At 36.9% G+C, this 26,257-nt stretch carries 23 protein-coding genes; 20 read left to right on the plus strand and 3 right to left on the minus strand.

Annotated elements, in window-relative coordinates:
- The first annotated feature begins 80 nt into the window (after positions 1–80).
- The 13 genes from C1634_RS01250 to C1634_RS01310 all read left to right on the plus strand — a co-directional run bounded on the left by C1634_RS01250 (position 81) and on the right by C1634_RS01310 (position 18,670).
- The gene (locus tag C1634_RS01250; RefSeq protein ID WP_103232009.1) at positions 81–2,228 is read left to right on the plus strand and encodes a T9SS type B sorting domain-containing protein; all 2,148 of its coding nucleotides are present in this window, start codon (positions 81–83) and stop codon (positions 2,226–2,228) included.
- Between the two features lie 155 nt (positions 2,229–2,383).
- A complete protein-coding gene (dnaB, locus tag C1634_RS01255; RefSeq protein WP_103232007.1) occupies positions 2,384–3,973 on the plus strand; it encodes a replicative DNA helicase in 1,590 nt (529 codons plus the stop codon).
- Between the two features lie 66 nt (positions 3,974–4,039).
- Positions 4,040–4,516, plus strand: a complete 477-nt coding sequence (rnhA, locus tag C1634_RS01260; RefSeq protein ID WP_103232006.1) for a ribonuclease HI — start codon at positions 4,040–4,042, stop codon at positions 4,514–4,516.
- Between the two features lie 164 nt (positions 4,517–4,680).
- On the plus strand, positions 4,681–6,939 hold the full coding sequence (locus tag C1634_RS01265; RefSeq protein WP_103232005.1) for a T9SS type B sorting domain-containing protein: 2,259 nt from the start codon (positions 4,681–4,683) through the stop codon (positions 6,937–6,939).
- Between the two features lie 160 nt (positions 6,940–7,099).
- The gene (locus C1634_RS01270) at positions 7,100–9,358 is read left to right on the plus strand and encodes a T9SS type B sorting domain-containing protein (protein ID WP_103232004.1); all 2,259 of its coding nucleotides are present in this window, start codon (positions 7,100–7,102) and stop codon (positions 9,356–9,358) included.
- 121 nt (positions 9,359–9,479) lie between these two features.
- Complete coding sequence (locus tag C1634_RS01275) at positions 9,480–10,106, plus strand: NAD(P)H-dependent oxidoreductase (protein WP_103232003.1); 627 nt, start codon at positions 9,480–9,482, stop codon at positions 10,104–10,106.
- A 31-nt stretch (positions 10,107–10,137) separates the two neighbouring features.
- Positions 10,138–11,709, plus strand: coding sequence for an L-aspartate oxidase (gene nadB, locus C1634_RS01280; protein ID WP_103232002.1), 1,572 nt, complete (start codon positions 10,138–10,140; stop codon positions 11,707–11,709).
- Between the two features lie 14 nt (positions 11,710–11,723).
- Positions 11,724–12,356, plus strand: a complete 633-nt coding sequence (locus C1634_RS01285; RefSeq protein ID WP_103232001.1) for a hypothetical protein — start codon at positions 11,724–11,726, stop codon at positions 12,354–12,356.
- 10 nt (positions 12,357–12,366) lie between these two features.
- The gene (nadC, locus tag C1634_RS01290) at positions 12,367–13,227 is read left to right on the plus strand and encodes a carboxylating nicotinate-nucleotide diphosphorylase (protein WP_103232022.1); all 861 of its coding nucleotides are present in this window, start codon (positions 12,367–12,369) and stop codon (positions 13,225–13,227) included.
- Between the two features lie 208 nt (positions 13,228–13,435).
- On the plus strand, positions 13,436–16,027 hold the full coding sequence (locus tag C1634_RS01295; RefSeq protein WP_109737795.1) for a TonB-dependent receptor: 2,592 nt from the start codon (positions 13,436–13,438) through the stop codon (positions 16,025–16,027).
- Positions 16,028–16,113: 86 nt separating this feature from the next.
- Positions 16,114–16,554, plus strand: a complete 441-nt coding sequence (locus tag C1634_RS01300; protein ID WP_109737796.1) for a hypothetical protein — start codon at positions 16,114–16,116, stop codon at positions 16,552–16,554.
- Between the two features lie 67 nt (positions 16,555–16,621).
- On the plus strand, positions 16,622–17,614 hold the full coding sequence (locus C1634_RS01305; protein ID WP_103231998.1) for an aspartate-semialdehyde dehydrogenase: 993 nt from the start codon (positions 16,622–16,624) through the stop codon (positions 17,612–17,614).
- A gap of 57 nt (positions 17,615–17,671) precedes the next feature.
- Entirely contained in the window at positions 17,672–18,670 is a 999-nt protein-coding gene (locus C1634_RS01310) for a cation diffusion facilitator family transporter (RefSeq protein WP_103231997.1), read from the plus strand.
- Positions 18,671–18,688: 18 nt separating this feature from the next.
- Here C1634_RS01310 and C1634_RS01315 read toward each other — a convergent pair whose 3' ends face one another.
- On the minus strand, positions 18,689–19,126 hold the full coding sequence (locus C1634_RS01315) for an exosortase F system-associated membrane protein (RefSeq protein WP_103231996.1): 438 nt from the start codon (positions 19,124–19,126) through the stop codon (positions 18,689–18,691).
- The gene (gene xrtF, locus C1634_RS01320) at positions 19,113–19,643 is read right to left on the minus strand and encodes an exosortase family protein XrtF (RefSeq protein WP_103231995.1); all 531 of its coding nucleotides are present in this window, start codon (positions 19,641–19,643) and stop codon (positions 19,113–19,115) included. The genes C1634_RS01315 and xrtF overlap by 14 nt, the downstream gene beginning before the upstream one ends.
- A gap of 240 nt (positions 19,644–19,883) precedes the next feature.
- On the opposite strand from xrtF, the gene C1634_RS01325 reads away from it, so the two are divergent.
- The 7 genes from C1634_RS01325 (at position 19,884) to C1634_RS01355 (ending at position 24,757) form a co-directional block, all read left to right on the plus strand.
- Positions 19,884–20,909, plus strand: coding sequence for an aminoglycoside phosphotransferase family protein (locus C1634_RS01325; protein WP_103231994.1), 1,026 nt, complete (start codon positions 19,884–19,886; stop codon positions 20,907–20,909).
- Between the two features lie 32 nt (positions 20,910–20,941).
- Positions 20,942–21,346, plus strand: a complete 405-nt coding sequence (locus C1634_RS01330; protein WP_103231993.1) for a GxxExxY protein — start codon at positions 20,942–20,944, stop codon at positions 21,344–21,346.
- Between the two features lie 76 nt (positions 21,347–21,422).
- Entirely contained in the window at positions 21,423–21,830 is a 408-nt protein-coding gene (locus tag C1634_RS01335) for a RapZ C-terminal domain-containing protein (protein WP_109737797.1), read from the plus strand.
- Between the two features lie 93 nt (positions 21,831–21,923).
- Positions 21,924–22,637, plus strand: coding sequence for a nucleotidyltransferase family protein (locus C1634_RS01340; protein ID WP_109737798.1), 714 nt, complete (start codon positions 21,924–21,926; stop codon positions 22,635–22,637).
- Positions 22,638–22,646: 9 nt separating this feature from the next.
- A complete protein-coding gene (locus tag C1634_RS01345) occupies positions 22,647–23,399 on the plus strand; it encodes an LOG family protein (protein WP_103234712.1) in 753 nt (250 codons plus the stop codon).
- Positions 23,400–23,457: 58 nt separating this feature from the next.
- Positions 23,458–23,928 (plus strand): DUF6702 family protein, encoded by a 471-nt coding sequence (locus tag C1634_RS01350; protein WP_228409918.1) that lies wholly within the window; start codon positions 23,458–23,460, stop codon positions 23,926–23,928.
- Positions 23,929–24,205: 277 nt separating this feature from the next.
- Positions 24,206–24,757, plus strand: coding sequence for an inclusion body family protein (locus C1634_RS01355; RefSeq protein WP_109737799.1), 552 nt, complete (start codon positions 24,206–24,208; stop codon positions 24,755–24,757).
- An 81-nt stretch (positions 24,758–24,838) separates the two neighbouring features.
- Here the strand turns inward: C1634_RS01355 and C1634_RS01360 are convergent, their stop codons facing one another.
- Positions 24,839–26,245 carry a DUF5689 domain-containing protein gene (locus tag C1634_RS01360; protein WP_103234715.1) on the minus strand — a complete coding sequence of 469 codons (1,407 nt, stop codon included), beginning with the start codon at positions 26,243–26,245 and terminating at the stop codon, positions 24,839–24,841.
- Positions 26,246–26,257 lie beyond the last annotated feature (12 nt).

Below are 26,257 nucleotides of genomic sequence, written 5' to 3' on the forward strand. Positions count from 1 at the left end.
GCTTTGGCGGCTTTTTCTTTTACAAATTGTGATAAAAATTTATTGATCTTCAATTTTGTTTAACAAAAATAGTTTTAACAATGAAAAAAATACTACTTCTTTTTATTTTATTGGTAACACAAATGGCTTACTCCCAGTCGGATTGTGTCACAGCAATTCCCATCTGTGGTAACTCTGACATTTCTTACACCCCTTCAGGACCTGGAAATATTATAGAAATTCTTAACCAAAACGGAGGGTGTCTTAGTACCAATGAAAGATATACCGTTTGGTACACTTTCACAATATCCACACCAGGTACACTTGCATTTAAAATAAAACCTAACGACCAAACGGATGATTATGATTTTGCCGTCTATGGGCCAACTGCAAACGGATGTGCATCTTTACAGAACGCGAGTCATGTCTTTATACAACCAATAAGATGTAACTATAGCGGAACTGCAGGAGATACAGGTCTGGATCTTGCTCTTGCTCCACCAGCAGTATTCCCTACCAACCCTCCTGGTAATACAGCCAGTATGAACAATGGTAAATGGAGCCCTTATATGGATGTGCTAGTAGGCCAGACTTATTATTTGGTCATTGACAACTTCAGTAGATCCGTGAATGGTTTTTCTTTAGAATGGACAGGTACCGCAAGCTTAAGTTCTGCATTTAACGATCCTGTTCTTTCTCCTTACCCATTCATCACTCCGGGAATTCCAGGAGCTACTCCTAATGATCCTAGCCAAGTGATGGTTTGTGCGTTACCTACGCAGTTTGATTTTTCAACACTTACTGCATCTATCATTAATGGTAACAGCTCTAACTTTAAGGTTACTTATCATAAAACGACCAACGATGCTCTTACAGGAGAAAATCCTCTTACAATAGCAACTGTAGATGCAGTAACAACATACTATTACAGAATTGTATATAAAGATCCGGATAACCTGAACAATCCTATCAACGGATGTTTCATAACAGGGAAATTCAAATTTGTTAATGTAGGCATTTCAGCAAACGCCGCTACTTTATACTCTTGTAATAATAACGGAGCTGGTACTGCAAAATATAATTTGACAACAGCCAATGTATTTGGAGGAACCGGAGCAACTATTAAGTATTATGCTACCGTTGCTGATATGAATGCAGGGATCAATGAAATTACCGATCCTACCAACTATATTTCTCAGGAAACAACAGTATATGCAAAAGTAGTTTCTACTTTCGGATGTATAGCAACGACTACAATCAGACTATTATTCTTCCCAGCGGTTGTATTAAAAGATGCAGTAATTGAAAACTGTTATATTGATCAAGATATTACTCGTTCAACATTTGATCTTTCTAAGGCAGATATCGGAATAGCTGTTCCTACACCTACAGGAATTATCATTAAATATTATACATCAGTAGCTGATGCTAAAACTCAAACCAACCCAATTGCTACACCATTTAATTATCTTTCGGAAAGTAAAACGGTATATGCAAGAGTAGACAATGACAAGCAGTGCTATTCAATTTCTAAAATAGACCTGAAAGTATTACCTCCTGTAAAATCAACTGTATTAAAAGATAAAACGATTTGTGCTGAAGGCAAAACAACTTTGGATGCAGGACCTGGATTTGTAAGCTACGAATGGAGCACTGGTGAAAAAACACAATCTATCAGCAACGTAGGAGTGGGTGTATATTGGGTAAAACTTCAGACCGGAAAATGTTTCACTCTTCAGGAAGTACGCGTACATGCAAGTCTTCAGCCTGTGATCTCAGGAATAGAAATCACCAATAACACCATTACTGTTACCGCTACGGGAGGAGTTCCTCCTTACAAATATTCTGTAGACGGTGTAAAATGGCAGGATTCCAATATATTCACAGGACTTCCTAGAGGCGAGAATACAGTATATGTAAAAGACTCTTACAACTGTACTCCTATCCAGGTGACTGTGACGGTTCCTAACCTTATCAATGCCATTACTCCAAACGGAGATAATGTAAATGATGTTATCGACTATTCAGCACTGGCATATAAGAAAAACCTTATCTTCATCGTGTATGACAGATATGGAAATAAACTTCATGAAGCCAACAAAATGAAAAATTTCACATGGGACGGAACAGCCTTTGGTAAGAAAATTCCAACCGGAACTTACTGGTATTCTATCTCTTGGAATGAAAACAATAAAAACAGTACCGAAACCAAATATTCAGGATGGGTATTGGTAAAAAATAAAGAATAAGTTGTACTACATATTTTTTGAAAAAATCACCTCAGACTGAGGTGATTTTTTTATCAACAGGTTGAACCCCCTGTTTACAGTATTTTCCAAAAGACTGCTAACAATTTGTTGAATACTATTTTTTTATTATTTTTTAAATAAACTATCTTTGCACCATGGCGCAGAAAGAAACATTATCATCCCTTACACACGGAAACTTTGCAAAAGAATTGTCTATTGCGGATGGAAAAATGCCTCCCAATGCAGTGGAATTTGAAAGACTTGTTATCGGAACTTTTTTGATTGACAAAAAAGGTCTTGACCATTCCATTGATCTTCTTACCTCAGAAGTATTTTACGATCCCAGACATCAGGTCATCTTTTCAGCCATCTTAAAGCTTTATGAAGGCAACCATCCGGTAGACTTAATGACTATCATTCAGGAATTAAAAAAAGAAGACAAGCTTAGCCAGGCAGGCGGTGACCACTATATCATCGATCTGACGATGGGAGTAAGCTCATCTGCCCATATTGAATATCATGTACGTGTTATTCTTGAAAAATATATTTTAAGAAGCCTTATTAATGTTTCTGCCAACGTTATTGATTCTTCCTATAAAGAGTCAACTGATGTTTTTGAACTTTTGGATAAAGCTGAACAGTCTTTCTTCGAAATCACCAACGGAACGATTAAAAAAGGATTCGATACTGCCAATTCATTGGTAAAACAGGCTATTGATACGATTAAATCTTTAAAAGACAAGGAGGGACTTTCAGGGGTTCCTTCAGGATTCCGAGATGTAGATAAAGAAACCGGTGGATGGCAGAATTCTGACCTTATCATTATTGCCGCACGTCCGGCGATGGGTAAAACCGCATTCCTACTTTCCATGGCAAGAAATATTGCAGTAGGACACAAAGTACCTATGGCTCTGTTTTCTCTCGAGATGGCATCTGTACAGCTGATCACCAGAATGATCGCTTCCGAAACAAGGATTTCTTCTGAGAAATTAAGAAAAGGAACATTGGATGATGAAGAATGGCAGAGACTATTCTCCAATGTATCTGAGTTGGAAAATGCTCCTTTATATATTGACGAGACTCCTTCCCTTTCTATATTCGACTTCCGTGCAAAATGCCGAAGACTTGTAATGCAGCATGGAGTAAGAATTATCATGGTCGACTACCTTCAGCTGATGACAGCAGGTAGCAGCGGCGGAAAAGGAGTCGGAAACCGTGAACAGGAGATCTCCATGATTTCACGTTCATTAAAAGCGATTGCAAAAGAACTTAACGTTCCGGTAATTGCCCTTTCTCAGCTTTCAAGAAGTGTGGAAGCGCGTCCGGGAAAAAGACCTCAGCTTTCAGATCTAAGGGAATCCGGAGCGATCGAGCAGGATGCAGATATCGTATCTTTCATCTTCAGACCCGAATATTATAAAATTACTGTTTGGGATAATGATGATGAAGGACAGGAAACTTCTACTGAAAACCAAGCCGAGCTGATTATTGCAAAACACAGAAATGGTGCTACCGCAGATGTCAGATTATCTTTCTTAAAACATTTTGCGAAATTTGCTGATATCGAAGCAGCATTTGATGGAGGTTCCGGAGGTGGATACCCTTCCAACTTTGGTGAACCGAGCGGCTTTGACAAAATCAAGACAACCATTCAGCCAGGGGCAGCATTTGACCTTCCGGACAGCTCAAAACTTTCCGGTTCTTCAATGAATGACTTTGATGATGATGATGATTTTCCATTTTAAATAAAGACTGAAGTTTCAGACAATTCAGTTTAGTTTCACAACCAGCAATTCAATTAAAAAGCAGATTTGAGAATCGAAATTTATACCGATGGGGCTTGCAGCGGAAATCCGGGAAAAGGCGGATATGGAATTCTCATGCGTGTTCCTGAAAAAAATTACCAGAAAACATTTTCCAAAGGTTTTCGAAAAACAACCAACAACAGAATGGAACTTCTGGCTGTCATCACGGCATTGGAAAAACTGAAATCAACAGAAAATGATATTCATGTGTATACAGACAGCAAGTACGTCTCTGATGCGATCAACCAAAACTGGATTGCCGGATGGATCAAAAGAGGCTGGAAAAATGTAAAAAACCCTGACCTCTGGAAAAAATTCGTTGAGCTATACAATAAACATACGCCTAAAATGCACTGGATAAAAGGTCATGCCGGGCACTTTGAAAATGAGCTTTGCGACAAATTAGCCGTAGCGGCTGCGGCCTCTTCAGATCTAGAAATTGACGCCTATTTTGAAGGCCTTGACACCAATTCACTCTTTTAATTTTAATTAAAACAAATACAAAGCCACTACGTAATATTTATTATTTCATCATAAGAAACTATATTTATTAAAATATAATTAAAACTTTTAACAGAATTAACGTTAAATACATATTATTTGATCGGGATTTAATATCTTTACATATTAATCTAAGTCCCATCTAAATGAATAAAAATCTATTATTGTATTTATCTGTTTTTTTACTCTGTATAGCCGGGAAGTCCTTTGCCCAGACTTATCAGCTTATCGGAAACCCAGTGACTACTACTGGCTGGACGATGGTTTCCCCCACGCAAGTAAACACAGATTTTATTCAGCTCACTCCGGACACCAACAACCAATCCGGTTCTATCAGGCTGAACGACCCTATTAACTTAAAATATTGTGACAAATGGAGAGTGGAATTTGATTTCAGAATGGATTCCAACCAAACCTCCAACGGAGATGGTATCGCCTTCTGGTATCTGGCCAATCCGCCTGTTGCAAGTGTATTGGGATCAGGTCTTGGAGTATCCCAAAATGCAGTGGGTCTTGTCGTAGGACTTGATACCTACAACAACACGACGACTGCTACGATGAGTAAAGTACACGTTGCTTATGGGCAGGTCCAAAATACCTCTGACACCAATAACGTTGAATTCTTCAATGTTCCGGGAAGCTCATTCCATTCTCCGGATCTGAATACAACCCAACCTTTCCAGGGAACAACATTCAAGCATGTTGAAGTAACGGCACAGGTAGATCCGGCCGCTCCTACTAGCTGGGTCTTAAAAATAACTATAGACGGTAACGTAATCTGTAATCAGTCTTTTGCTCCTTCCGGAACGGCTGCTGCAATGACTGTAGGGTATTTCGGATTTTCGGCTTCCACAGGAGGTGCAAGATCAAGACATTCTATTAAAAACGTAAAGATTTATACTGATAAAGTTCCTATTCTACAGAATTCAGCAACTCAGTCTTTCTGTCCCAATCCTACTACTGGATATGGATCTGTAAACCTGACTTCTTTCAATTCGCAATTTGTCAGTAATCCTTCTAATTATACATTTACTTATTATCCATTCGGAAGTTCAACACCTATTGCCACTCCTACCAATTATCAATTCAATGCGAACGCAACCGTTACCGTTGTTATTAAAGATAATGCGGGACTGCTTTGTGATAACCCCGATGGTAAGATTTTATTGGTTCTTGCTCCTTTTAAAGCAGAAGATAAAACCATTACGGTATGTAATAATAACAAGGCTGGCACTGCCGCTTTCAATCTGAATACAGCACCTGTTACAAGTGTTCCGGGAGTTACTAAAAAATATTTTAAAACATTAGCAGACCTCAATGCAGATACGAATGAAATTCAAAACCCTGACAATTATTTATCTGCTCCTGGAGTTGTGTATGTGAAAGTGACAACGCCGCAGGGATGTACTGGTTCAGCAAAAATTACATTGGCGTTCTACGCGGACACTCCCGTGAAAGAAGCAACGTTAAGATCATGTTTCATTGAAAACAATATTTCCAGTGCTATTTTTAATTTAACCACAGCAGATGTGACTACGTTAACTACCGGTGCTGCCAAAAAGTATTACACATCGATAGCGAATGCTCTGGACGGAACTAATGAGATCATGAACCCTCTTCAGTATTTGTCAACAAGCACTGCCGTATACGCAAAAGTAACGGATGCCAACGGATGTTTCAATATTGCTAAAATCAATCTTATTGTATTGCCTCCTGTAAAATCTTCTGTACTGAAAGATAAAATCATTTGTATCGGTGAGAAAACAGATCTGGATGCAGGTCCCGGATTCAACGGTTATGAATGGAGCACTGGAGCCACAACGTCCTCCATTAAAGATGTAGGAGTAGGTACTTATTGGGTAAAACTTAAAACCGGAAACTGTATCACTACACAGGTTGTCAATGTAAAAGCATCTGCCAATCCAGTGATTTCCAGTATTGATATTGATAATAACAAGATTACGGTCAATGTATCAGGAGGAACTCCTCCGTACCAGTTTTCTCTGGATGGAGCGCACTGGCAGACCAGCAATATATTCTCCGGACTTGCAAGAGGAGAAGTAAGAGTATATGTGAAAGACTTTTATAACTGTACTCCTGTTGAAGTTCAGATCACTGTACCCAATCTGATCAATGCGATCACTCCAAACGGGGATAATGTAAATGATTTCATTGACTATTCAGCACTCGCCTACAAGAAAAATCTGGTATTCATCGTTTATGACAGGTACGGAAATAAATTGTATGAGGCTGGAAAAATGAGAAACTTCACATGGGACGGAACAGCTTCCGGGAAAAAAGTTCTTACAGGGACTTACTGGTACTCTATCTCATGGAACGAAAATAATAAAGACAATACTGAAACCAAATACTCAGGCTGGGTATTGGTTAAAAACAGAGAATAAACTTTTACCATCAGAAACTACCTCATTTGGGGTAGTTTCGGTATTAAAAAAGGCTATGCTCAGTCAGAGATTGACACCTTGCTTTGCCTTTTAAGACCCTTTTAAATATTAAAAAAACAATTTTATATCTAAGAACAAATAACATCACAATCCATCCACTATGAAAAAAGATATACTCATTTTATTGCTGGCTATCTTATTATGCTTGCCGGGAAAAACACTCTCTCAAACATATCAACTTACCGGAAATCCTGTAAATATAACGGGCTGGGATCTTGTCTCTGATGCTATCGTAAGCGGAGATTTTGTAAGGCTTACCACCGATCAGACCAGCAGATACGGGGCCGTAAAACTATCCACTCCTATCACCCTAAGCTATTGTGATAAATGGAAAGTGGAATTTGATTTCAGAATTGACGGAAATGGAACTACACAATTTGGAAAAGGTGACGGTTTTACCTTCTGGTATCTGGCCAACCCTCCTACAGGATTCGTTTCAGGAGGAGGACTGGGTATTCCTGCCAATGCTTCCGGACTGATGGTAGGTTTTGATATCTTCAACAACACCACCGAAGGCCAGATGAGTAAAGTTCATATTCTGTATGGCACCAATAATACAGCAGGTAACAATATCGAATACAATACTACTCCAGGAAGTACATTCCACTCTCCAGACCTTATCGCTACTCAGCCTTTTGTAGGAGATACCTACAGACATGTTGAAGTAAATGGAGAAACAGACCTTACCAACCCGACAAACTGGATCATCAAAGTAAGAATAAACGGTGTACTTATCGCCGATCAGTCTTTTGCTCCTTCAGGAGGTGCAGTAGGAATGTCACAAGGATATTTTGGTTTCTCTGCAGCAACCGGAGGGGCCAGCGCGAGACATTCTATTAAAGATGTTAAAGTATTCGTAGATAAAGTCCCTATCTTAAGCAATACGCTCACTCCATTCGTGTGCACAAATCCGGCTACCGGAAATGGTACTGTAGACCTTACTTCTTATAATTCTCAATTTGTAAATAATCCAGGAAATTATATTTTCACGTATTATGTATTGGGAAGTTCTACTCCTATCGCCAATCCTACGAGTTTTCAGTATTCAGGAAATACAACGATTAAGGTGGTTGTAAAAGACCCTACTTCTACTCTTTGTGATAATGGTGACGGAGTTATTCAACTTAACCCTACTCCATTTGCAGCAACGGATGCCAGCCTTACCGGATGCAATAATAACAATGCAGGAACAGCAACCTTTGATCTTAATACAGCCGCTGTAACAACTGTTGCCGGCGTAACCAAGGAATTCTATCCTACATTATACGATCTTAATAATGACACCAACAAAATTACAAACCCTTCTGCCTATGCTTCTGCAGCAGCGGTAATATATGTAAAGGTAACGACTCCTCAAGGTTGTGTAAGCACAGCTAAAGTTACCCTGAACATCTACCCCGTTGTTGTTGTCAATGATGTCGAAATAAAATCCTGCTTTATTGAAAGCAACCCCTCTATGGCTTCTTTCAATCTTGTAGCAGCTGTAGTTTCTCAGGGCGGACTTACAAAAGAGTATTACCCATCATTGACCGATGCTATCAGTGGAACTAATGCAATCGCTACTCCGACTGCATATATTGCCCCTAACGGAGTTGCATATATTAAAGTATTCAGCGCAAACGGATGTTATTCCATCGCTAAAGTTACATTAACTGTAATAGCTCCTGTTTACTCCAGAACCTTACTTGACAAAACTATTTGTATAGAAAATACAACCACATTAGATGCAGGAGCCGGTTTCAAAAGCTATGAATGGAGCACAGGGGCAACTACACAATCAATTAAAAATGTGGGAGTAGGTACTTACTGGGTAAAACTTAAAACAGGAGATTGTATTGCTACACAAAAAGTAACCGTATATCCTTCCGACAATCCTGTGGTTACAAGTATTGATATTTCAGGAAGCACTGTTACTGTATATGCCAATGGAGGAACCCCTCCTTACCAGTATTCTATGGATAATATCAGCTGGCAGGATTCTAATGTCTTCACCAATATTGCAAGAGGAGAAGCAAAAATATATGTAAGAGACGGTTATAATTGCATTCCTGTTGAAATCAACATCACAGTACCTAATCTGATCAATGTGATCACTCCAAATGACGATGGTATGAATGATTTTGTGGATTATTCTGCTCTTGCCAATAAACAGAATCTGGAAATAGCCATCTTCGACAGATATGGTTATAAAATGTTCCAGGCAGATAAAACAAATGGCTACAAATGGGCAGGTACTACCAATGGAAGTAAAAAAGTTCCTACAGGAAATTACTGGTATTCTGTTTCATGGAATGAAAATAATAAGAACAGTACTCCGATAAAATTCTCAGGCTGGATTATTGTAAAAAACAGAGAATAATTACACTTTCCATCACATCAAAAGAATCACTCCGCCAGTCGGGGTGATTTTTTGTATTAACAAGCGGGAGATATTTCATTTTAACGGCTCTTTATTCATATTCAATTCTTAAATTTGTCATATGAATTATTTGGAAGCTTTAAGCAGAAGATATTCTGTAAAAAAATTCAATCATCAGATTATTCCTCAGGAAACTCTTCACAACATTCTTGAGTCAGGAAAGCTGTCTGCCAGTTCGCTGGGACTTCAGCCCTATAAAATTGTCATTGTTGAGAGTGAGGAAATGAAGCAGAAATTGATTCCCGCTTTCTATAATCCATCTCAGATTTCCACCTGTTCTCATCTTGTTGTCATTATTTCAAAGAAAATCATTGAAGAGAATTATATCCGAGGCTATTTTAATCATATTTCTGAAGTAAGGGATACTCCCGTAGAAAAACTGGATCCTTTCAGAAATAGCATTAATCAGCATATTATCCAAAAAACACAGGATGAAATTTTCAACTGGGCAGAAAAACAGTCTTATATCGTATTGGCTAATCTTATGTATGCCGCCGCTATTGAAAGTATAGACTCCTGTCCTATGGAAGGCTTCCGTCAGGATCTTATAGAAGAAATTCTGAATATTGATCCCGAAACAGAGAAAGTAACTGTTACCCTGGCTTTAGGTTACCGTTCTGAAGAAGACCACTTCCAGCACATGAAAAAAGTAAGAAAACCAAACGAAAAATTGTTTAAATTTATTTAATATTTTAAACGATTGTACCTAAAGTAAGCATATGATAAAAGCGGATGTATTAGTAATCGGTTCCGGTATTTCCGGACTTTCCTATGCCATTAAAGTTTCTGAACAGCTCCCTGATGCCAAAATCATTATTGTAACCAAATCTGACGAAGACGAAAGCAACACCAAGTATGCACAAGGTGGTCTGGCTGTCGTTACAGATTTTCAGAATGACAATTTTCAAAAACATATTGATGATACCATGCGCGCCGGTGACGGAGAAAATAAACGCGATGTTGTAGAAATGGTGGTAAGAGAAGCTCCTGCAAGGTTCAACGAAATTGTAGAATGGGGTGCTCAGTTCGATATGAAGAACGGCAAATTCGCTTTAGGAAGAGAAGGAGGCCACACTGAAAACAGAATCGTCCACCATAAAGATATTACAGGTTTTGAGATTGAAAGAGCTTTATTGGAAACAGCCAAAAGCAGCCCGAATATTGAAATTCTCGACCATCATTATGTAATTGATATCATTACCCAGCACCATGTTCCCGGAAAAGAACTTAATGAGGGAGACATTCACTGCTACGGTGCCTACATTCTGGATGAAAAATCCAAAACGATCAAAAAAATCACTTCTAAAATAACACTGGTTGCTACAGGAGGAGCAGGGCACGTTTATAAAAACACAACCAATCCTACCATTGCTACAGGAGACGGAATTGCTTTCGTAGCCCGTGCCAAAGGAAAGGTTTCCAATATGCAGTATTATCAGTTCCACCCAACAGCTTTGTACAGCAAAATGGATGGGATGTTGTTTTTAATTTCAGAAGCAGTACGTGGAGACGGAGCCAAATTAAGAACAAAAAGAGGAGAAAAATTCATGCATAAATATGATGAGCGTGAAGAATTAGCATCTAGAGATATTGTTGCAAGAGCTATCGATGCCGAAATGAAAATTACCGGAGACGAATTTGTCGGCTTAGATTGTAAGGAAATGAATCATGAAAAATTCTTAGAACATTTTCCAAATATTTACAAAAAGTGCAGAGATGAAGGAATTGATCCGTTCACTCAATTGATTCCTGTCGTACCTGCCTGCCATTACTTAATGGGTGGTATTGAAGTAGACAGAGACGGACAGTCTTCCATCAGAAATCTTTTTGCTGTAGGAGAATGCACCAACTCAGGACTTCATGGTGCCAACAGACTTGCTTCCAACTCATTGCTTGAAGGCTTGGTTTTTGGACACAATGCTGCCATGAAAACAGTGGCACTCCTGAATGAAAACAGCTTCAACTTTGATGATCTGAAAGCCGTTCCGGAATGGAATGAAGAGGGAATGAAAATCATGGATGAAATGGTCATCGTCAGCTACCTTAGAAAACAGCTTCAGGAAATGATGAGTGACCTGGTAGGTATCGTAAGAAGCAACAGACGTCTGAATATGGCTTTACAAAAGCATCAGGAAATTGCTGCTGCCGTGGATGAGATCTATCACTACTCTATTCTTTCTCCTCAACTGTCAGAATTAAGAAACTTAACAACCGTTGCCCATCTCATCATTAACCAGTCCATGGAAATGACAGAAAATAAGGGAGCGTTTTATAATAAAGATTTAGTTTAATTTTAATTAAACTAGTGAAAACCCTGAATTTAAATATCCTTACAACAGTCAATATTTTATTCTATTCAAGAATGATACTTTCATTGATTTGTGGTTTTGTATTATTGAATTTTTGGGTGAAAAATGGAAAAAATGATGATTTTCCAAATATAGTCATCCTTGCAGGAATACTATTTTTAGGACTGATTTTGGGATTATATGGAGTAACTTTATTAAAAAAAATTATTGTTCCCAGATCCAAATATCCTTTAGTCTTAAATCTTTTATGCAATATGAAAGGTTTAGGAAAACCAGATTATTCTGGAAGTTTAAAATTTGATTTAAATAATATAATTAAAGATAATAAGCTACGCTTAACTCTTTATTATGTCAACAATCCTCAATATCCAATTTTAACATTCAATAAAGAAAAAATCATTTACTACACTCAAGAGTATAATTGGGATAATTTTAAATGGAGCTATAAATTGATACCGCAAGGACGAAAAGAAAAACAAGTATTAGAGTTTCAAGGCATTAATCAAAATAATATAAAAATAAAAGACATTATAGATTTTGAAAAAATAGATGCGAAGGAAAATGAAGTCCTTTTGCTCTTCATCATTCATGATATATTGTTCGGAAAAAGATCTTCCTTTTATTACTAAAATCAAAAATATGAAAAGACCAAGCTACGTAACCGATAAAGCATTAAAGACATTCATAAAAAATGCGCTTGAAGAAGACATCCAGGATGGCGATCACTCTACTCTTTCTACCATTCCTCAGGATCTTGTACAAAGTGCAAAGCTTTTAGTAAAACAGGATTGTATTCTTGCAGGTGTTGAGCTCGCAGAAATCATTTTCAATACTTTTGATAAAAATCTGAAAGTTGAAGTTTTTATTAAAGACGGAACTCCATGTAAATTCGGAGATGTCGCACTTATTGTAACAGGAAGCGCAAGATCGATCCTTTCCACAGAGAGATTCGTTCTTAATTGCATGCAGAGAATGAGCGGTATTGCAACCCTTACCCATGACTGGGATTCAAGATTGGTAGGTACAAAAACTAAACTTTTAGATACAAGAAAAACGACGCCAAACTTCAGAATGTGTGAAAAATGGGCAGTTGCAATAGGAGGTGGAACCAATCACAGATATGGTCTTTATGACATGATCATGCTGAAAGACAACCACATTGATTATAATGGAAGCATCACCAATGCTGTGGCAATGGCAAAGGATTATGTTAAAAAGAATAAGAAAAAGTTAAAAATAGAGGTTGAAACAAGAAACCTTGAAGAAGTTCAGGAAGCTATCAAAGCAAAGGTTGACAGAATCATGCTTGATAATATGGATGTGAAAACAATGGAGCAAGCCGTAAAAATGATCAACGGTTCATGTGAGTCTGAAGCTTCAGGAGGAATTACCCGTGATATGCTTAAAGAAATTGCATCCACTGGGGTAACATATATCTCTGTAGGAGCCCTTACACACTCAGCTGAGAATATAGATTTGAGTCTCAAAGCAGTGAAATAGCGTTGAATTTTTAACAAAAACACACGCACTTTATTAAAAATACAATAACATGACTTTTTTCATATTAAAATCCAATTTATATTCATAACATTGTAAATCAACATCTTAACCTTATTAAGATTGAGTAAAAATTAACATTAAGTTAATAATAGTTAAATTTTATTTTGCGAATTTTGCAGAAAATTAAATCTAACTATTACTAACGATTATGAAATTAATCAACAAATCGATACTAACTGCGGTTATTACTTTATCTACAGCTAGTGTTTATTACGCTCAACAAGTTCAGGACACGGTACAAACTAAGTCCAAGGATATTGACGAGGTAATCTTAAGAGGTGTTACGGATATCGCTAAAGATAGAAAAACACCTGTTGCAGTATCTACTATTAAAGCTGCACAGATTTTAGAAAGACAAGGAAACCAAGAACTTGTCGAAATACTAAACACAACACCTTCCGTATATGCTACAAAAGGTGGTGGTGGTTTCGGAGACTCTCAAATTGTTATGCGTGGATTTGAGTCTAGAAACATTGCAGTAATGGTAAACGGTATGCCTGTAAACGATATGGAGGGCGGTACTGTTTATTTCTCAAACTGGACTGGATTATCTGACGTAACAAGTACATTACAGGTTCAAAGAGGTTTAGGTTCTTCTAAATTAGCGATTGCTTCTGTAGGAGGTACTATGAACTTCATCACCAAGTCTGCAGATATGAAAAGAGGAGGGGTTATTAGATTAGGAGTTGGTAACAATGACTATTTAAAAACATCTTTTGCTTACAACACTGGAAAATCTAAGGATGGTGTTTCTGCATCATTCCTAATGAGCAGACAAGCGGGAGGTACTTATATTGAAAATACTGATTATGAATCTTATGCATATTTCTTTGCATTAGGTTATGAAATCAACAAAAAACATAACTTACAGTTCTCAATTACTTCTGCACCTCAGTGGCACGATCAAAGAACTTTTGCTCCAACCATTCAAAATTACATCAATTATAATCCTGATCGCGATGGATCACCTTACAGAAGATATAATTCAGATTTTGGATACTACACTGATGCTTCTGGAAATAAAGTAGCTTTAGCCAACAGAGCCAACTACTATTCTAAGCCGGTAATGATGGTAAACTGGGACTGGACAATGAGCGAAAAGTCTAAGTTAAGTACAGTTTTATATATGTCAAACGGTAGAGGTGGTGGAACTGGTGACTTAGGTCGACTAGGAACTAAAAGTATCAATGATGCAAGTTTTACTGATGCGGCAGGACACATCAACTATGATGCTCTTTTTGCAGCAAACGCTGCAGTTAATTTAAATACTGCCGGAGCTGGAAGTACTATTGTTCGTAGATCAAGTATCAATTCACATAACTGGTATGGTATCTTAGCAAACTTCCAACATAAAGTTAATGATAACTGGAATTTCTCAATCGGTACAGATGACAGATATTACTATGGTTACCACTATCAGGTTCTTACAGATCTTTACGGAGCTAAAGGATATAAAGATAATGCTAACAAAAATATAGCAGCACCAAGAATCGTAAATGCCCTTTACGATTACAAAAAACTTTCTTGGAATCCTTTTGGAGGTAAATTAGCACCAGCTGAAGATCAGGTAGGATATAGCAACGATGGTGAAGTTATTTGGTACAGTGGATTTGCCCAGGTAGAATATACCAAAGATAAATTATCTGCATTCTTACAAGGTTCCGTATCTAATCAAGGTTACCAGAGAATTGATAACTACGTAGTAGACGGAAGCACATTAAGAGGTCAAACCATCAACACGAAAACAGGATTTAAAAATATTTTCGGGTATAATGTTAAAGGGGGAGCTAACTATAATATTAACGAGCAGCATAACGTTTTTGCTAACTTAGGTTATTATAGCAAGCAACCATTCCTTAACACAGTTTATCCAAGTAACCAACAGCTGGTAAACCCAACTCTAACTAACGAGAAGATTGCTTCAGCAGAAGTAGGTTATGGGTTCAGGTCTGCAAAATTCACTGCTAATGTTAACGTGTACAGAACACAGTGGAAAGACAGATGGTTGAGAAAAACTAGCCAGACATTCACATTACCTGATAACACAACAACTACAGGTTATTCTGAAATCAATGGGATTACAGAAGTTCACCAAGGGGTAGAATTTGATGGAGTATACAAACCGAACCGTTTCTTAGAAGTTCAGGGGATGTTCTCTTGGGGTGATTACTATTATAAAGGAAATGCTAGCGTAGCTTCATTCGACGATAATAACAATCCAATTACTTTAGCGAATTCTTCAGGAAACACATTATACTTAGATAAAGTAAAAGTAGGAGGATCAAGCAACAACAGTATTCCGCAGATGACAGCATCATTAGGTCTTACTGTAAAACCAGTAAAAGATCTTAATATCTTCGGAACATGGAGATATGTAGGTAAACTTTATTCTACTATTGATGCCGGAACATTCACCAATGTTGCTGCTCAGGACAAAGGAGTATTGAAATTACCTGATTTCAACTTGTTCGATGTAGGTTTCTCTTACAAAATCAGATTACAAAACGAAGCTCAGTATTTCACTATTGGAGCTAACGTTTACAACCTATTTGATAAAATTTACATCTCTGACTCTGCTACAAGTATCTTCGGAACTGATAAAATTACAGCAAACAATGATCCTGACAAAGGGAAAACTTATGAAGAGGCTGGTAGAATGTACAATGGTATTGCAACTGGTAACCGTGCTTATTTCGGTTTCGGAACCACTTGGGCAGCAACCCTATCATTCAACTTCTAATAATATCATAATATTAGATTTTATAAATATCAATCCCGGCTTCGAGCCGGGATTTTTGTTATCTTTGTGTACAAAAAAATAGGATTATGGATTTTTACAAGATTTTTCTTAGTGCACACAAAGGATTTGGATATTTAGAACTTCTTTTGGTTGCATTATTTATCATTGCACTTTTAGCTACCATGTTTGGCTTCAGTGGAAAAGTGAACAAATTTCTAAAGAAGACAACGCTCTTCACAATGATTTTCTTCCACGTTCAGTTTTTATTAGGAATATGCTTGTTATTCATATTTTCTCCAGGTTTCAAAGCTGCTTTAGATGCAGGAACATTAATGAAAGACCCTTACAGCAGACAAACATTTGTTGAGCACCCTTTCTCTATGTTAATCGCAGCAGTGTTGATGACCATTATCAACAAAAAAGTAAAATCCAACGACACGATCTCTCTGGGAATCGTTATTATGGGATTGATCGCAGCAGGTTTATTTGCATTTGCGTTCCCTTGGGTAAGAGTCTTTGGAGCTTAAAATAGATAAAGAAATTATATGTGTTATAATTTATAAATAGTTTAATCTTAAATTTTTAATTAAATCAATGAAAGTAGCTGTAGTAGGTTCAACAGGAATGGTTGGACAAGTTATGCTTAAAGTTTTGGAGGAGAGAAACTTCCCTGTAACAGAATTAATCCCGGTAGCATCCGAAAGATCTGTAGGCAAGAAGGTGAAGTATAAACAGAAGGAATTTACCATCGTAAGCATGAAGGACGCTATAGCTGCCAAACCGGATATTGCAATCTTCTCTGCGGGTGGTTCTACTTCTCTTGAATTCGCTCCTTTATTTGCAGAAGCAGGAACAACAGTAATTGATAATTCTTCTGCATGGAGAATGGACCCTGATAAAAAATTAGTCGTTCCTGAGATCAATGCTGATGTTTTGACTAAAGAAGATAAAATCATCGCAAATCCGAATTGTTCTACCATTCAGTTGGTAATGGTTCTTGGACCTTTGAACAAGAAATATGATTTAAAAAGAGTCGTTGTTTCTACTTACCAGTCTGTAACAGGAACAGGTAAAGCTGCTGTAGACCAGTTAAATGGTGAGATCAGCGGAAATGATTCTATCGAAAAAGTATATCCTTATCAGATCTTCAAAAATGCATTGCCACACTGTGATGTATTTTCTGATGATGATTACACAAAAGAAGAGATCAAACTGATGAAAGAACCTAAGAAAATTTTAGGAGACGATACCTTCAACTTAACAGCAACTGCTGTAAGAGTTCCGGTACAGGGAGGACATTCTGAAAGTGTGAATATTGAATTCGAAAATGAATTTGAACTGGATGAAGTAAGAAAGATCTTAGCTGAAACCCCCGGTGTAATTGTAATGGACGATGTGAAAAACAACCATTACCCGATGCCGCTCTACTCAGAAGGGAAAGATGAAGTTTTTGTAGGAAGAATAAGAAGAGACCTGTCACAGCCCAAAACGCTCAACCTCTGGATCGTAGCAGACAATCTGAGGAAAGGAGCAGCAACAAACGCTGTACAAATCGCAGAATACCTTGTAGCAAATAACTTAGTATAAACTAACAAAATAAAAAAGAGTCTCAGAATTGAGATTCTTTTTTTTATCAAACACTTTATGAATACCCAGAAAAATACCCACAAAGAGAAAATAGGATTTCAAAAGCTGATCGCAGCATTTGGAATCATCCTTTTCGTAGGAAAGATTATTGCCTGGAAGCTCACCAATTCTGATGCTGTATTTTCCGATGCTATGGAAAGTATCGTCAATGTCATCAGTGCATTCATGGGACTATACTCCCTTCATCTTGCTGCCAAACCCAAAGATGAAGACCATCCGTACGGCCACGGAAAAGTAGAATTCGTCACCTCCGGGATTGAAGGCGCCCTTATTGCTATTGCCGGCATTATGATTATTTATGAAGGGATTCACAGTCTTATCGTAGGAAAAACGCTCAGCAAAATAGACCTGGGTATATGGATCATTGCTGCCACTGCCGTTATTAATTATCTTCTGGGATATATTTCTATAAAAAAGGGAGAAAGAGAAAATTCTCTGGTTTTAATTTCATCGGGAAAGCATCTGCAGTCTGATACCATTACAACCCTTGGGGTGGTAGCCAGCTTAGTGATTGTTTATTTCACCAAAATCTATTGGCTCGACTCTGCAGTAGCATTAACTTTTGGGCTTTATATCATCTTTGTAGGCTATAAAATCGTCCGAAAATCACTAAGTGGTATTATGGATGAACAGGATCCTGAAATATTAAACCAGGTAATCAGAATTCTTGAAGAAAACAGACATGTAGAATGGATTGATGTCCACAATATGAAAATCCAGCAGTTTGGTTCTTCTCTTCATATTGATGCTCATATTACCCTTCCGTGGTATTATGACCTTCGTGATGCTCATGGAGAAATGGAAAAAGTAATTATCCTTCTGGCTAAAAACATGAAGCGCAGTATTGAGTTCAATTTTCATATGGACGATTGTAAACCGATTTCATGCCCGGTCTGCCAGATCAAAGAATGTCCTGTCCGTGAAAAAGATTTTGTAAAACGCGTACAATGGACACCGGAAAATATCACCAGCGTCGATAAACACACTGTAGAATAGGTCACGCAATTCACATTCTCAGCTGCTTTTACCAATCATCTGCTTTCTGTAATAAAACATGGGAACAATCAATAGGATAATCAAGGGCTGGATCACAAATCTTCTCATATAAAAAGAAAAAAGATACCCTATTTCAAATTGATTATGAATACAATACAGATAAATCGGCAGAGCAATTGCAAAGACTATTAGCATCATCACGGCTCCCTGTACCGTCCATTGTTTGTTTTTAAATAAGCCATAGATAATCAGGCATGAAAACAGGAGATTTAAAACAAACCTGAAGACATGTCCAAGAATCAGTTTTCCCCATTCAAATGCAGGGAATTCAATATTTTTATTCGCTTCATGAAAGTAAGGAAGGAAAGGATCATAAAAAAGACGGTCCTCCAGAACTCTTATACTTATCAATCCGCAGATTCCTGCAATAATCAGAAGCCAGTTAAGAATTTTCATGTTTTAAAGCAAAAAGTTTAATCCAGATCAGCCAAAGTACAACAACACTCCCATAAATGATGGCAGGGAAAATAAAATCATGAAACATTTTACCATACTCTTTATAATCTGACATTACGATATTCAATCCGATGATTCTCAGAAGATTCATTATATACAGAATAACCAATCCTACCCCAACAAAGACAAAAGTCTTCATTCCTTTATAAAAAGCAAAAACAAAAGAGACAAATAGAATGATGACAGAAACAGCATTGCAGCCCTCTACCATTCTCGTCTCATAGCGTTGGTTAACATAAAACCAAACCTGTTCATTCTTTACATCATCATAAAGTTCCGTAGGATACCCTATGGCATTCTGCAGAACAACCACCTGATTGGCAATGAGTCTTGAAAAAGAATCCAGCCCGGAATCTTTACCACTATTCAGATAGAACTGATAAGCAAAAAGCAGCACCAGATAAATAATAATAAAACGCAGTAAAATACCTAAAACAGGTTTAAAGTCTTTCAGCATAGTACAAAGATAAAAATTAGACTGTAATATCCTGAATTTGAATCAAGAAAGTTAAAAACCAAGGATGATATACCATTATTACGGGATATACAGTTGAAAATTTTCTTAAAAACAGGCAGTAAAACTAATATTCAACAATTCATTTTATATCATGATGATAACATTCTTTTCTTCATATATTCCACTTCTTTAAACTATAATTTCCAACTCATGTTAATTTAGTATATTTGTTTCCATATTATGACTTCTGAAAACGCAAAACGATTTTTTGAAAACCATTTGGGTAAAAAATCTTCCGAATTCGTCACATTAGCTCAAAGCGGTTCTGCGAGGGTAAACTTCCTCGCCACTGTCACTTCTGAAAAATATATCATTACTTACAATGAAAATATTCCGGAAAATGAAAGCTTTCTTTACTATTCCAAAATATTCTCAGAACTGAGCCTTAATACTCCTACCATTCTTGCTGTTTCTGAAGACAGAAAAATGTATATCCAGGAGTTTTTGGGCCAAGATACCCTTTCAGAGGTGATCGCCAAGGAACAATTATCTCCCATCGTAAGATCTTTGGTAAAGCAGACATTAGAAAAGCTTTTCCGGATGCAGATACAAACTCAGGGGAAAATTGATTTTTCCAGAACGTTTGAATATGAAAGCTATGATGAACTTCCCGTGATTCATGATCTTTATTATTTTAAAAACTTTGTAGCCGATGTCCTTGAGCTCGAATACAACAAGTCTACTCTTCTGAAAGAATTCAAAAAGATTGTAATACTCATTGAAAACATTGAACCTAAAGGAATTATGATCCGTGATTTTCAGGCAAGAAATATCATGGTAGATGAAAAAAATGAAGTTTCTTTCATCGATTATCAGTCTGCAATGAAAGGACCATTACTATATGATGTCATCTCTTTCCTTTTTCAGGCCAAAGCCAATTTCCCGGAAGATTTTAAACAGGAAATGCTGGATTTTTATATTCAGCAGTTTGAAAACCCTGAAACGAGAATCCAGTTGAGAAATGCCGTTATGCCTATTCAAATGATGAGATTTTTACAGGTTTTAGGAGCTTATGGGTTCAGAGGACTGATTCAGAGGAAACAACACTTCATGACCAGTCTGGAGAAAGGAATTCAAAATATAACACAGTTTGCCGACTCCTGGGAGCAGATGAACAACTATCCAGAGCTGAAAAAAGTAATCCAACAGTTGACATCAGAGAGGACTAAACAAAAAATTGAGGAGATAATAAATTTAAACCATTAAGAAAGCTTTAAGTTATTAAGAATATTAAGGTTATGACCAAAAAAGAAATTACTCAACTGTCATATGAAATTACAGGCTTTGCTATTAAAGTCCATAAGGCTCTTGGTCCTGGTCTACTGGAAAGTGTTTATGAAGAATGCTTAAAAATCGAACTTGTTAAAAATGGTTATGATGTTAAACAACAATTATATATTCCCATCAATTATGAAGGGATAGAGATTGAAACAAAGCTTGTCGTAGACATCCTTGTCAATGATGCAATTATTATAGAGTTAAAAGCTGTGGAAAAAGTACTACCAATTCATGAAGCACAATTACTCACTTACATGAAAGTTCTTAAAAAGCCGCAAGGCCTTCTTATTAACTTTTTCACGGATAATATTACAAAGTCAATGAAGCCTTTTATCAATGAATTTTTCAAGGAACTTCCTGACTAAATTTTGATTTATCAAAATCTTAACTTACCTTAAAAACTAAATGAACCTTAATGGTTTAAAATAAAAAAATATAGAAATGCTAAACATCGAGATACACAGTTTTTCATACAAGAAAGGAGGAATTCCTAAAGACAATTCAGGAAACGGCGGAGGCTTCGCTTTTGACTGCCGTGGAATTTTAAATCCCGGAAGAATTGAAGAATATAAAATCCAGACCGGAAACGATATAGGAGTTCAGGAATATCTGGAAACAAAAACGCAAATGCCAACGTTTTTAGAATTGGTAAAATCTCTTGTTTCTATTAATATTGACGATTATCTTGAAAGAGGCTTTGAACACCTGCAGATCAATTTCGGATGCACAGGAGGACAGCACAGATCGGTATATTCAGCAATAAAAATCGCAGAATTTATCAGAGAAAAATATCCTGAAGGAACTGAGATCACCCTTCATCATGATGAACAACCACAACTGAATAAATAAATGATAAGTGATCATTGATAAATGATTTAATTATCATTTATTTATGATACAAAATATTATCATTCATCAATTACCATTTATCAATTATAAAAAATGAAAGCTCTAATTTTCGCAGCAGGGAAAGGTACCAGGCTTAAACCGTTTACAGATCATCATCCGAAAGCATTAGCAAAGGTGAATGGTATTCCACTTCTTGAAAGAAATATCAATTACCTGAAAAGTTTTGGAATCACAGATTTTGTGATCAACATTCATCATTTTGGGAACCAGATTGTTGATTTCTTAAATAAAAACAATAATTTCGGATGTAAGATTGAGATTTCTGATGAAACCAATGAACTTCTTGAAACAGGCGGCGGCTTGATTTTTGCAAGAAAATTTCTTGATCATGGAGAAGATTTTTTAATCATGAATTCTGATATTCTAACCGAGCTGAACATCAATGCATTGGTAGAATACCACAAAAAGATAAAAGATTTTGCTACTTTAGCGGTTTCGGACAGAGAAAGTTCGAGAAAACTCCTTTTCAACGATGATATGGTTTTAAGAGGCTGGCTGAATGTACAATCAGGAGAACAGAGACTGGCAGAATTCAACAAAGGTTTTAAAGCTCTTGCTTTCAGTGGAATTCATTGTATCAATCCTATCATCTTTGAAAAAATAAAAAGAACAGGCAAATTTTCTGTTATGGAAGAATATCTGGATCTGATGCAAACCGAGCATATACACGGCTTTGTACATGACAGCATCCTTATCGATGTCGGAAGACCGGCATCCGTAACAGAAGCCGAAAAACATTTTAAATAAAATTTTGCAATGGAAATTGATGGAACCAGGGATGAAAGTTTAGTAAATCCAGAACTTGACATCAACGAAACAAAACTGCATAATAGCTTCAGACAAAAAACCTGGGACGAAACCATCGCTAAAGACAGCTGGATGGTTTTCAAGGTGATGGCTGAATTTGTAGATGGCTATGAAAAACTGGCCAAAATTGGCCCATGTGTTTCTATATTTGGTTCAGCACGACTGAAGCCGGAGAACAAATACTATGAAATGGCTGTAGATATTGCTGAAAAGATCACCAAATTAGGTTTCGGAATCATCACCGGAGGCGGTCCGGGAGTGATGGAAGCTGGAAATAAAGGAGCATTCAATGGTAAAGGGAGATCTATCGGACTTAATATTGACCTTCCTTTTGAACAGCATTTTAATCCTTACATCAATAAATCCTATTCTATGAATTTTGATTACTTTTTCGTAAGAAAAGTAATGTTTGTAAAATATTCTCAGGGATTCGTGGTCATGCCGGGAGGTTTCGGGACATTGGATGAGCTGACTGAAGCGATGACCCTGATCCAGACCAACAAAATAGGAAAATTTCCTATCGTTTTGGTAGGAAGTGAATTCTGGGGAGGATTATTAGATTGGTTCAAGGCAACGCTCTTAAAAGAAGGGATGATTGCTGAAGATGATTTGGATCTTTATCGTGTGGTAGACACTGCTGATGAGGCTGTAGCACATATTAAAGCTTTTTATGATAAGTATTCTGTGAATGTAAATTTTTAATTGGCATATTATTTGTGACTTATAACTAACAAGTATGATTGTAAATCTATTAATTAAGATGAAAAAACTTTTATATATATCAGGTATTTTAACATTTTTTGTGTTAACGAGTTTTATGTATGTAGACTTTTTCTCTTCAATGACCAAAGTTGACTATATTGATGGAAGCAAAACATTGAAGTTTACCACAAAAATGAATACAAGCCATATCTCTGATGCTATTAAAATTAACCCTAGTACGGCAGGATTTGAAGCAGAGGTAAAAAAATATGTGAACAATAATTTTGATGTATTTGTCAATGGGTCTCCTAAAACGATTACCTTCACAGGAAGTCAGGTCAGTGGAGAAACTGTATGGGTGTATTTTGAAACCGGAGGCGTTTCGGATATCAACACCTTAAAGATTAAAAATACGATCCTTTTGAGCGCTTTTCCTAAGCAGATCAACCTGGTGAACATTGCCTATAAAGGCAGCCAGAAAACAATGAATTTTCAAAGAGGAAAAGAAGTGAACGAGGTTTCTTTTTAAACGTGAATTAGATTTAACCATTATAAAATGGGTACCCTGGAAAGTTGAACTTTTCAGGGTATTTTTTTTGCATTCCAAAAAAATCACATCCAAAAGGTAAGTTAAGTACAAATACCTAATCTCAAATTTCAGCATTTCCACTCTAATATTTTCATTTTCAGCAATGTACATTTGTATTGTAATTACAACCAAATACGTGAAGCCGTATCACTTTAATAACGGGGCGAAATCTGAAAAGCCAAATGAGTAAGAAAACACCAAACTAAAACTAAGTATCATGGAAGACATAGAACTTAAATCATCCAGCCAGGCAATAGATGTCCTGATTGTAATAGACACGGATTATGTACGAGCAAATTATAAAAATCCTAGTACAGATCCTAATAAACCTGTAGGAATTGATCATAACAGCCAGCATATGATCGTTTCGAATGCCAACGCTATTTCCGGGCAGGGTTCAGCTGATCTGAACTTCAGCGCAAGAGCCGGAGATACGGTTTCTTTCAGAGGAACTTCAATCTATCAGAATTCGGATGACGCAGTTATTATTTATAATATTAAATACTGGTCTGGAGATCAGGTTTTTAATAATTTCGTATACAATTCTGTTAGAAGAAAGCAAGCTGCTGTACCGGATGTAAATTCCTTAAACGGCCTCCCTGCCACCTCTGCAGATATCACTTTCGCCAGTATCGACTCTAAGGTAAGATCAACAGGGAAAGAGAACTTCTATGTACAGTTCGGACTTTATATTTTAGATCCAAATGACAGTAACAAACAGATTCTGTACGGTTACTTTTACTGGGATCCAACAATTACAGTTAAATAAAAGAAAATAAAAAAAAACCACTGCCGGTGCAGTGGTTTTTTATTTATAAAATATATTAGAAAGATATTCTATCCTAATGTATTATTCAATTTTGATGTTGTCAATCTGAAGATCGTAATTTCCACTTGTTCCGGTTTTGATAGCGAACATATCTTTTCCAGCTGTTGTGTTAATATCTGCAATACCTGTAAGAGTAAGCTCAACTAATCTCCACTGACCGTTTGTATTGATAGATCCTGTGTAAGAGTTAGCACTTTCTACTCCTAAAGTAGCACCAGTAGAGAATGTACCTAAGTTAAATACATAGAAACCTCCACCCGCTTTATACACGTTGAAAGAAAGTGTTTTTCCTGTTGCAGTACCTTTGATATACATAGTGATTCTCTTCGGAGTAGCAGGGATTCCTGTAGTAGCGATAGATGTAAATACATAATCGTTAGCTGTAGGTGTTCCTTTGATCTGAAGTGAGTTTGTATTGTTGTATCCTAACCCAACACCTTGAGTTGCATAAGGCTTAAGTCCGAAAGTGTTTACACTGGTTAAGAACGTTGCCCAGTTTTCAAAATCAGATCCTGCGAAAAGATTTACAGCACTTGCAGAAGGAGCTTCCGGCTCACCTGGGTTGAATCTGTCGTTAGGGAAGTTCATATCATCAAGAGTTCTGATATAAGCCTGCTCTGTATAAGTTGTCGTGTTGCTTGTACCTGTATAACGGCTTAAAAGAAGAACGATATCACCACTTTTTGCATATTTAGGAGAGATCGGAGACTTCGCAAATGTTGCATAGTTGCTGAAACGAAGGTCTAATCTACCTGCTTTTTTATCTGTAATATAACGGTCACCTGTAGCTGATTCGTCAGCAAAAGTTTTTGTCAATTCAGGATCTTCATACTGAACATTCTTAATTTTTACAAGCTGGTTGATGTGAGCCCCATTTTTAAGAGCATCAGCGATAGAGTTGAATTCTAATGGTTTGATTGCAGTGACTACAGCCTTTTGTCCATCACAAACTCTTGCCATGTAATTTGAAACCTTATTTGGGTTGATTCTACCGATAGGATAGTTAGGGTCAAAAGAACCTACTTTAATATTCCCGTTAACACCCTGAACGATCAATCCTTTTAGGTTGATTCTAACTAAAGATCCAGTTGGGAAATCAAGATATTGGTTTCCTCCATCGATATCAATTTCGATACCTTGTGTTGGGTTTTCAGGCTTATCCTGAAGGAACATCATTTTGTAGATGTTTCCAGACTCATCACTTGAAGATACGTACGCTTCAACGATGTAATCTTCCTTAATGATATCAGCTTCAAGCGGTTTTACTTTTGCAATGGTAGCAAGGTCTGATAATTTATGATTAGCTGCTGCAAATTTGTTGGTACATTTGATTTCCGGCACATCATAATCATCGGTTTTTACACAAGACGAGAACGCCAGCATTGAAATGGCAGTAAAGATCGCCGCTTTAAAATATATATTTTTCATTGTTTTCGATTT

The organism is Chryseobacterium viscerum, assembly GCF_002899945.2.
Classification (GTDB): Bacteria; Bacteroidota; Bacteroidia; order Flavobacteriales; family Weeksellaceae; genus Chryseobacterium; species Chryseobacterium viscerum.

What these genes read in the sequence shown, in the direction of transcription:
- nadC (WP_103232022.1), top strand. Translation starts at nt 12,367, where the DNA reads ATGAAAAGACCAAGCTACGTAACCGATAAAGCATTAAAGACATTCATA.
- C1634_RS01315 (WP_103231996.1), bottom strand. Translation starts at nt 19,126, where the DNA reads ATGAAAATTCTTAACTGGCTTCTGATTATTGCAGGAATCTGCGGATTG.
- dnaB (WP_103232007.1), top strand. Translation starts at nt 2,384, where the DNA reads ATGGCGCAGAAAGAAACATTATCATCCCTTACACACGGAAACTTTGCA.
- nadB (WP_103232002.1), top strand. Translation starts at nt 10,138, where the DNA reads ATGATAAAAGCGGATGTATTAGTAATCGGTTCCGGTATTTCCGGACTT.
- C1634_RS01330 (WP_103231993.1), top strand. Translation starts at nt 20,942, where the DNA reads ATGACCAAAAAAGAAATTACTCAACTGTCATATGAAATTACAGGCTTT.
- C1634_RS01300 (WP_109737796.1), top strand. Translation starts at nt 16,114, where the DNA reads ATGGATTTTTACAAGATTTTTCTTAGTGCACACAAAGGATTTGGATAT.
- C1634_RS01350 (WP_228409918.1), top strand. Translation starts at nt 23,458, where the DNA reads ATGAAAAAACTTTTATATATATCAGGTATTTTAACATTTTTTGTGTTA.
- C1634_RS01270 (WP_103232004.1), top strand. Translation starts at nt 7,100, where the DNA reads ATGAAAAAAGATATACTCATTTTATTGCTGGCTATCTTATTATGCTTG.
- C1634_RS01305 (WP_103231998.1), top strand. Translation starts at nt 16,622, where the DNA reads ATGAAAGTAGCTGTAGTAGGTTCAACAGGAATGGTTGGACAAGTTATG.
- C1634_RS01345 (WP_103234712.1), top strand. Translation starts at nt 22,647, where the DNA reads ATGGAAATTGATGGAACCAGGGATGAAAGTTTAGTAAATCCAGAACTT.
- C1634_RS01335 (WP_109737797.1), top strand. Translation starts at nt 21,423, where the DNA reads ATGCTAAACATCGAGATACACAGTTTTTCATACAAGAAAGGAGGAATT.
- C1634_RS01275 (WP_103232003.1), top strand. Translation starts at nt 9,480, where the DNA reads ATGAATTATTTGGAAGCTTTAAGCAGAAGATATTCTGTAAAAAAATTC.
- C1634_RS01310 (WP_103231997.1), top strand. Translation starts at nt 17,672, where the DNA reads ATGAATACCCAGAAAAATACCCACAAAGAGAAAATAGGATTTCAAAAG.
- C1634_RS01265 (WP_103232005.1), top strand. Translation starts at nt 4,681, where the DNA reads ATGAATAAAAATCTATTATTGTATTTATCTGTTTTTTTACTCTGTATA.
- C1634_RS01325 (WP_103231994.1), top strand. Translation starts at nt 19,884, where the DNA reads ATGACTTCTGAAAACGCAAAACGATTTTTTGAAAACCATTTGGGTAAA.
- C1634_RS01340 (WP_109737798.1), top strand. Translation starts at nt 21,924, where the DNA reads ATGAAAGCTCTAATTTTCGCAGCAGGGAAAGGTACCAGGCTTAAACCG.
- C1634_RS01360 (WP_103234715.1), bottom strand. Translation starts at nt 26,245, where the DNA reads ATGAAAAATATATATTTTAAAGCGGCGATCTTTACTGCCATTTCAATG.
- C1634_RS01295 (WP_109737795.1), top strand. Translation starts at nt 13,436, where the DNA reads ATGAAATTAATCAACAAATCGATACTAACTGCGGTTATTACTTTATCT.
- xrtF (WP_103231995.1), bottom strand. Translation starts at nt 19,643, where the DNA reads ATGCTGAAAGACTTTAAACCTGTTTTAGGTATTTTACTGCGTTTTATT.
- C1634_RS01250 (WP_103232009.1), top strand. Translation starts at nt 81, where the DNA reads ATGAAAAAAATACTACTTCTTTTTATTTTATTGGTAACACAAATGGCT.
- C1634_RS01355 (WP_109737799.1), top strand. Translation starts at nt 24,206, where the DNA reads ATGGAAGACATAGAACTTAAATCATCCAGCCAGGCAATAGATGTCCTG.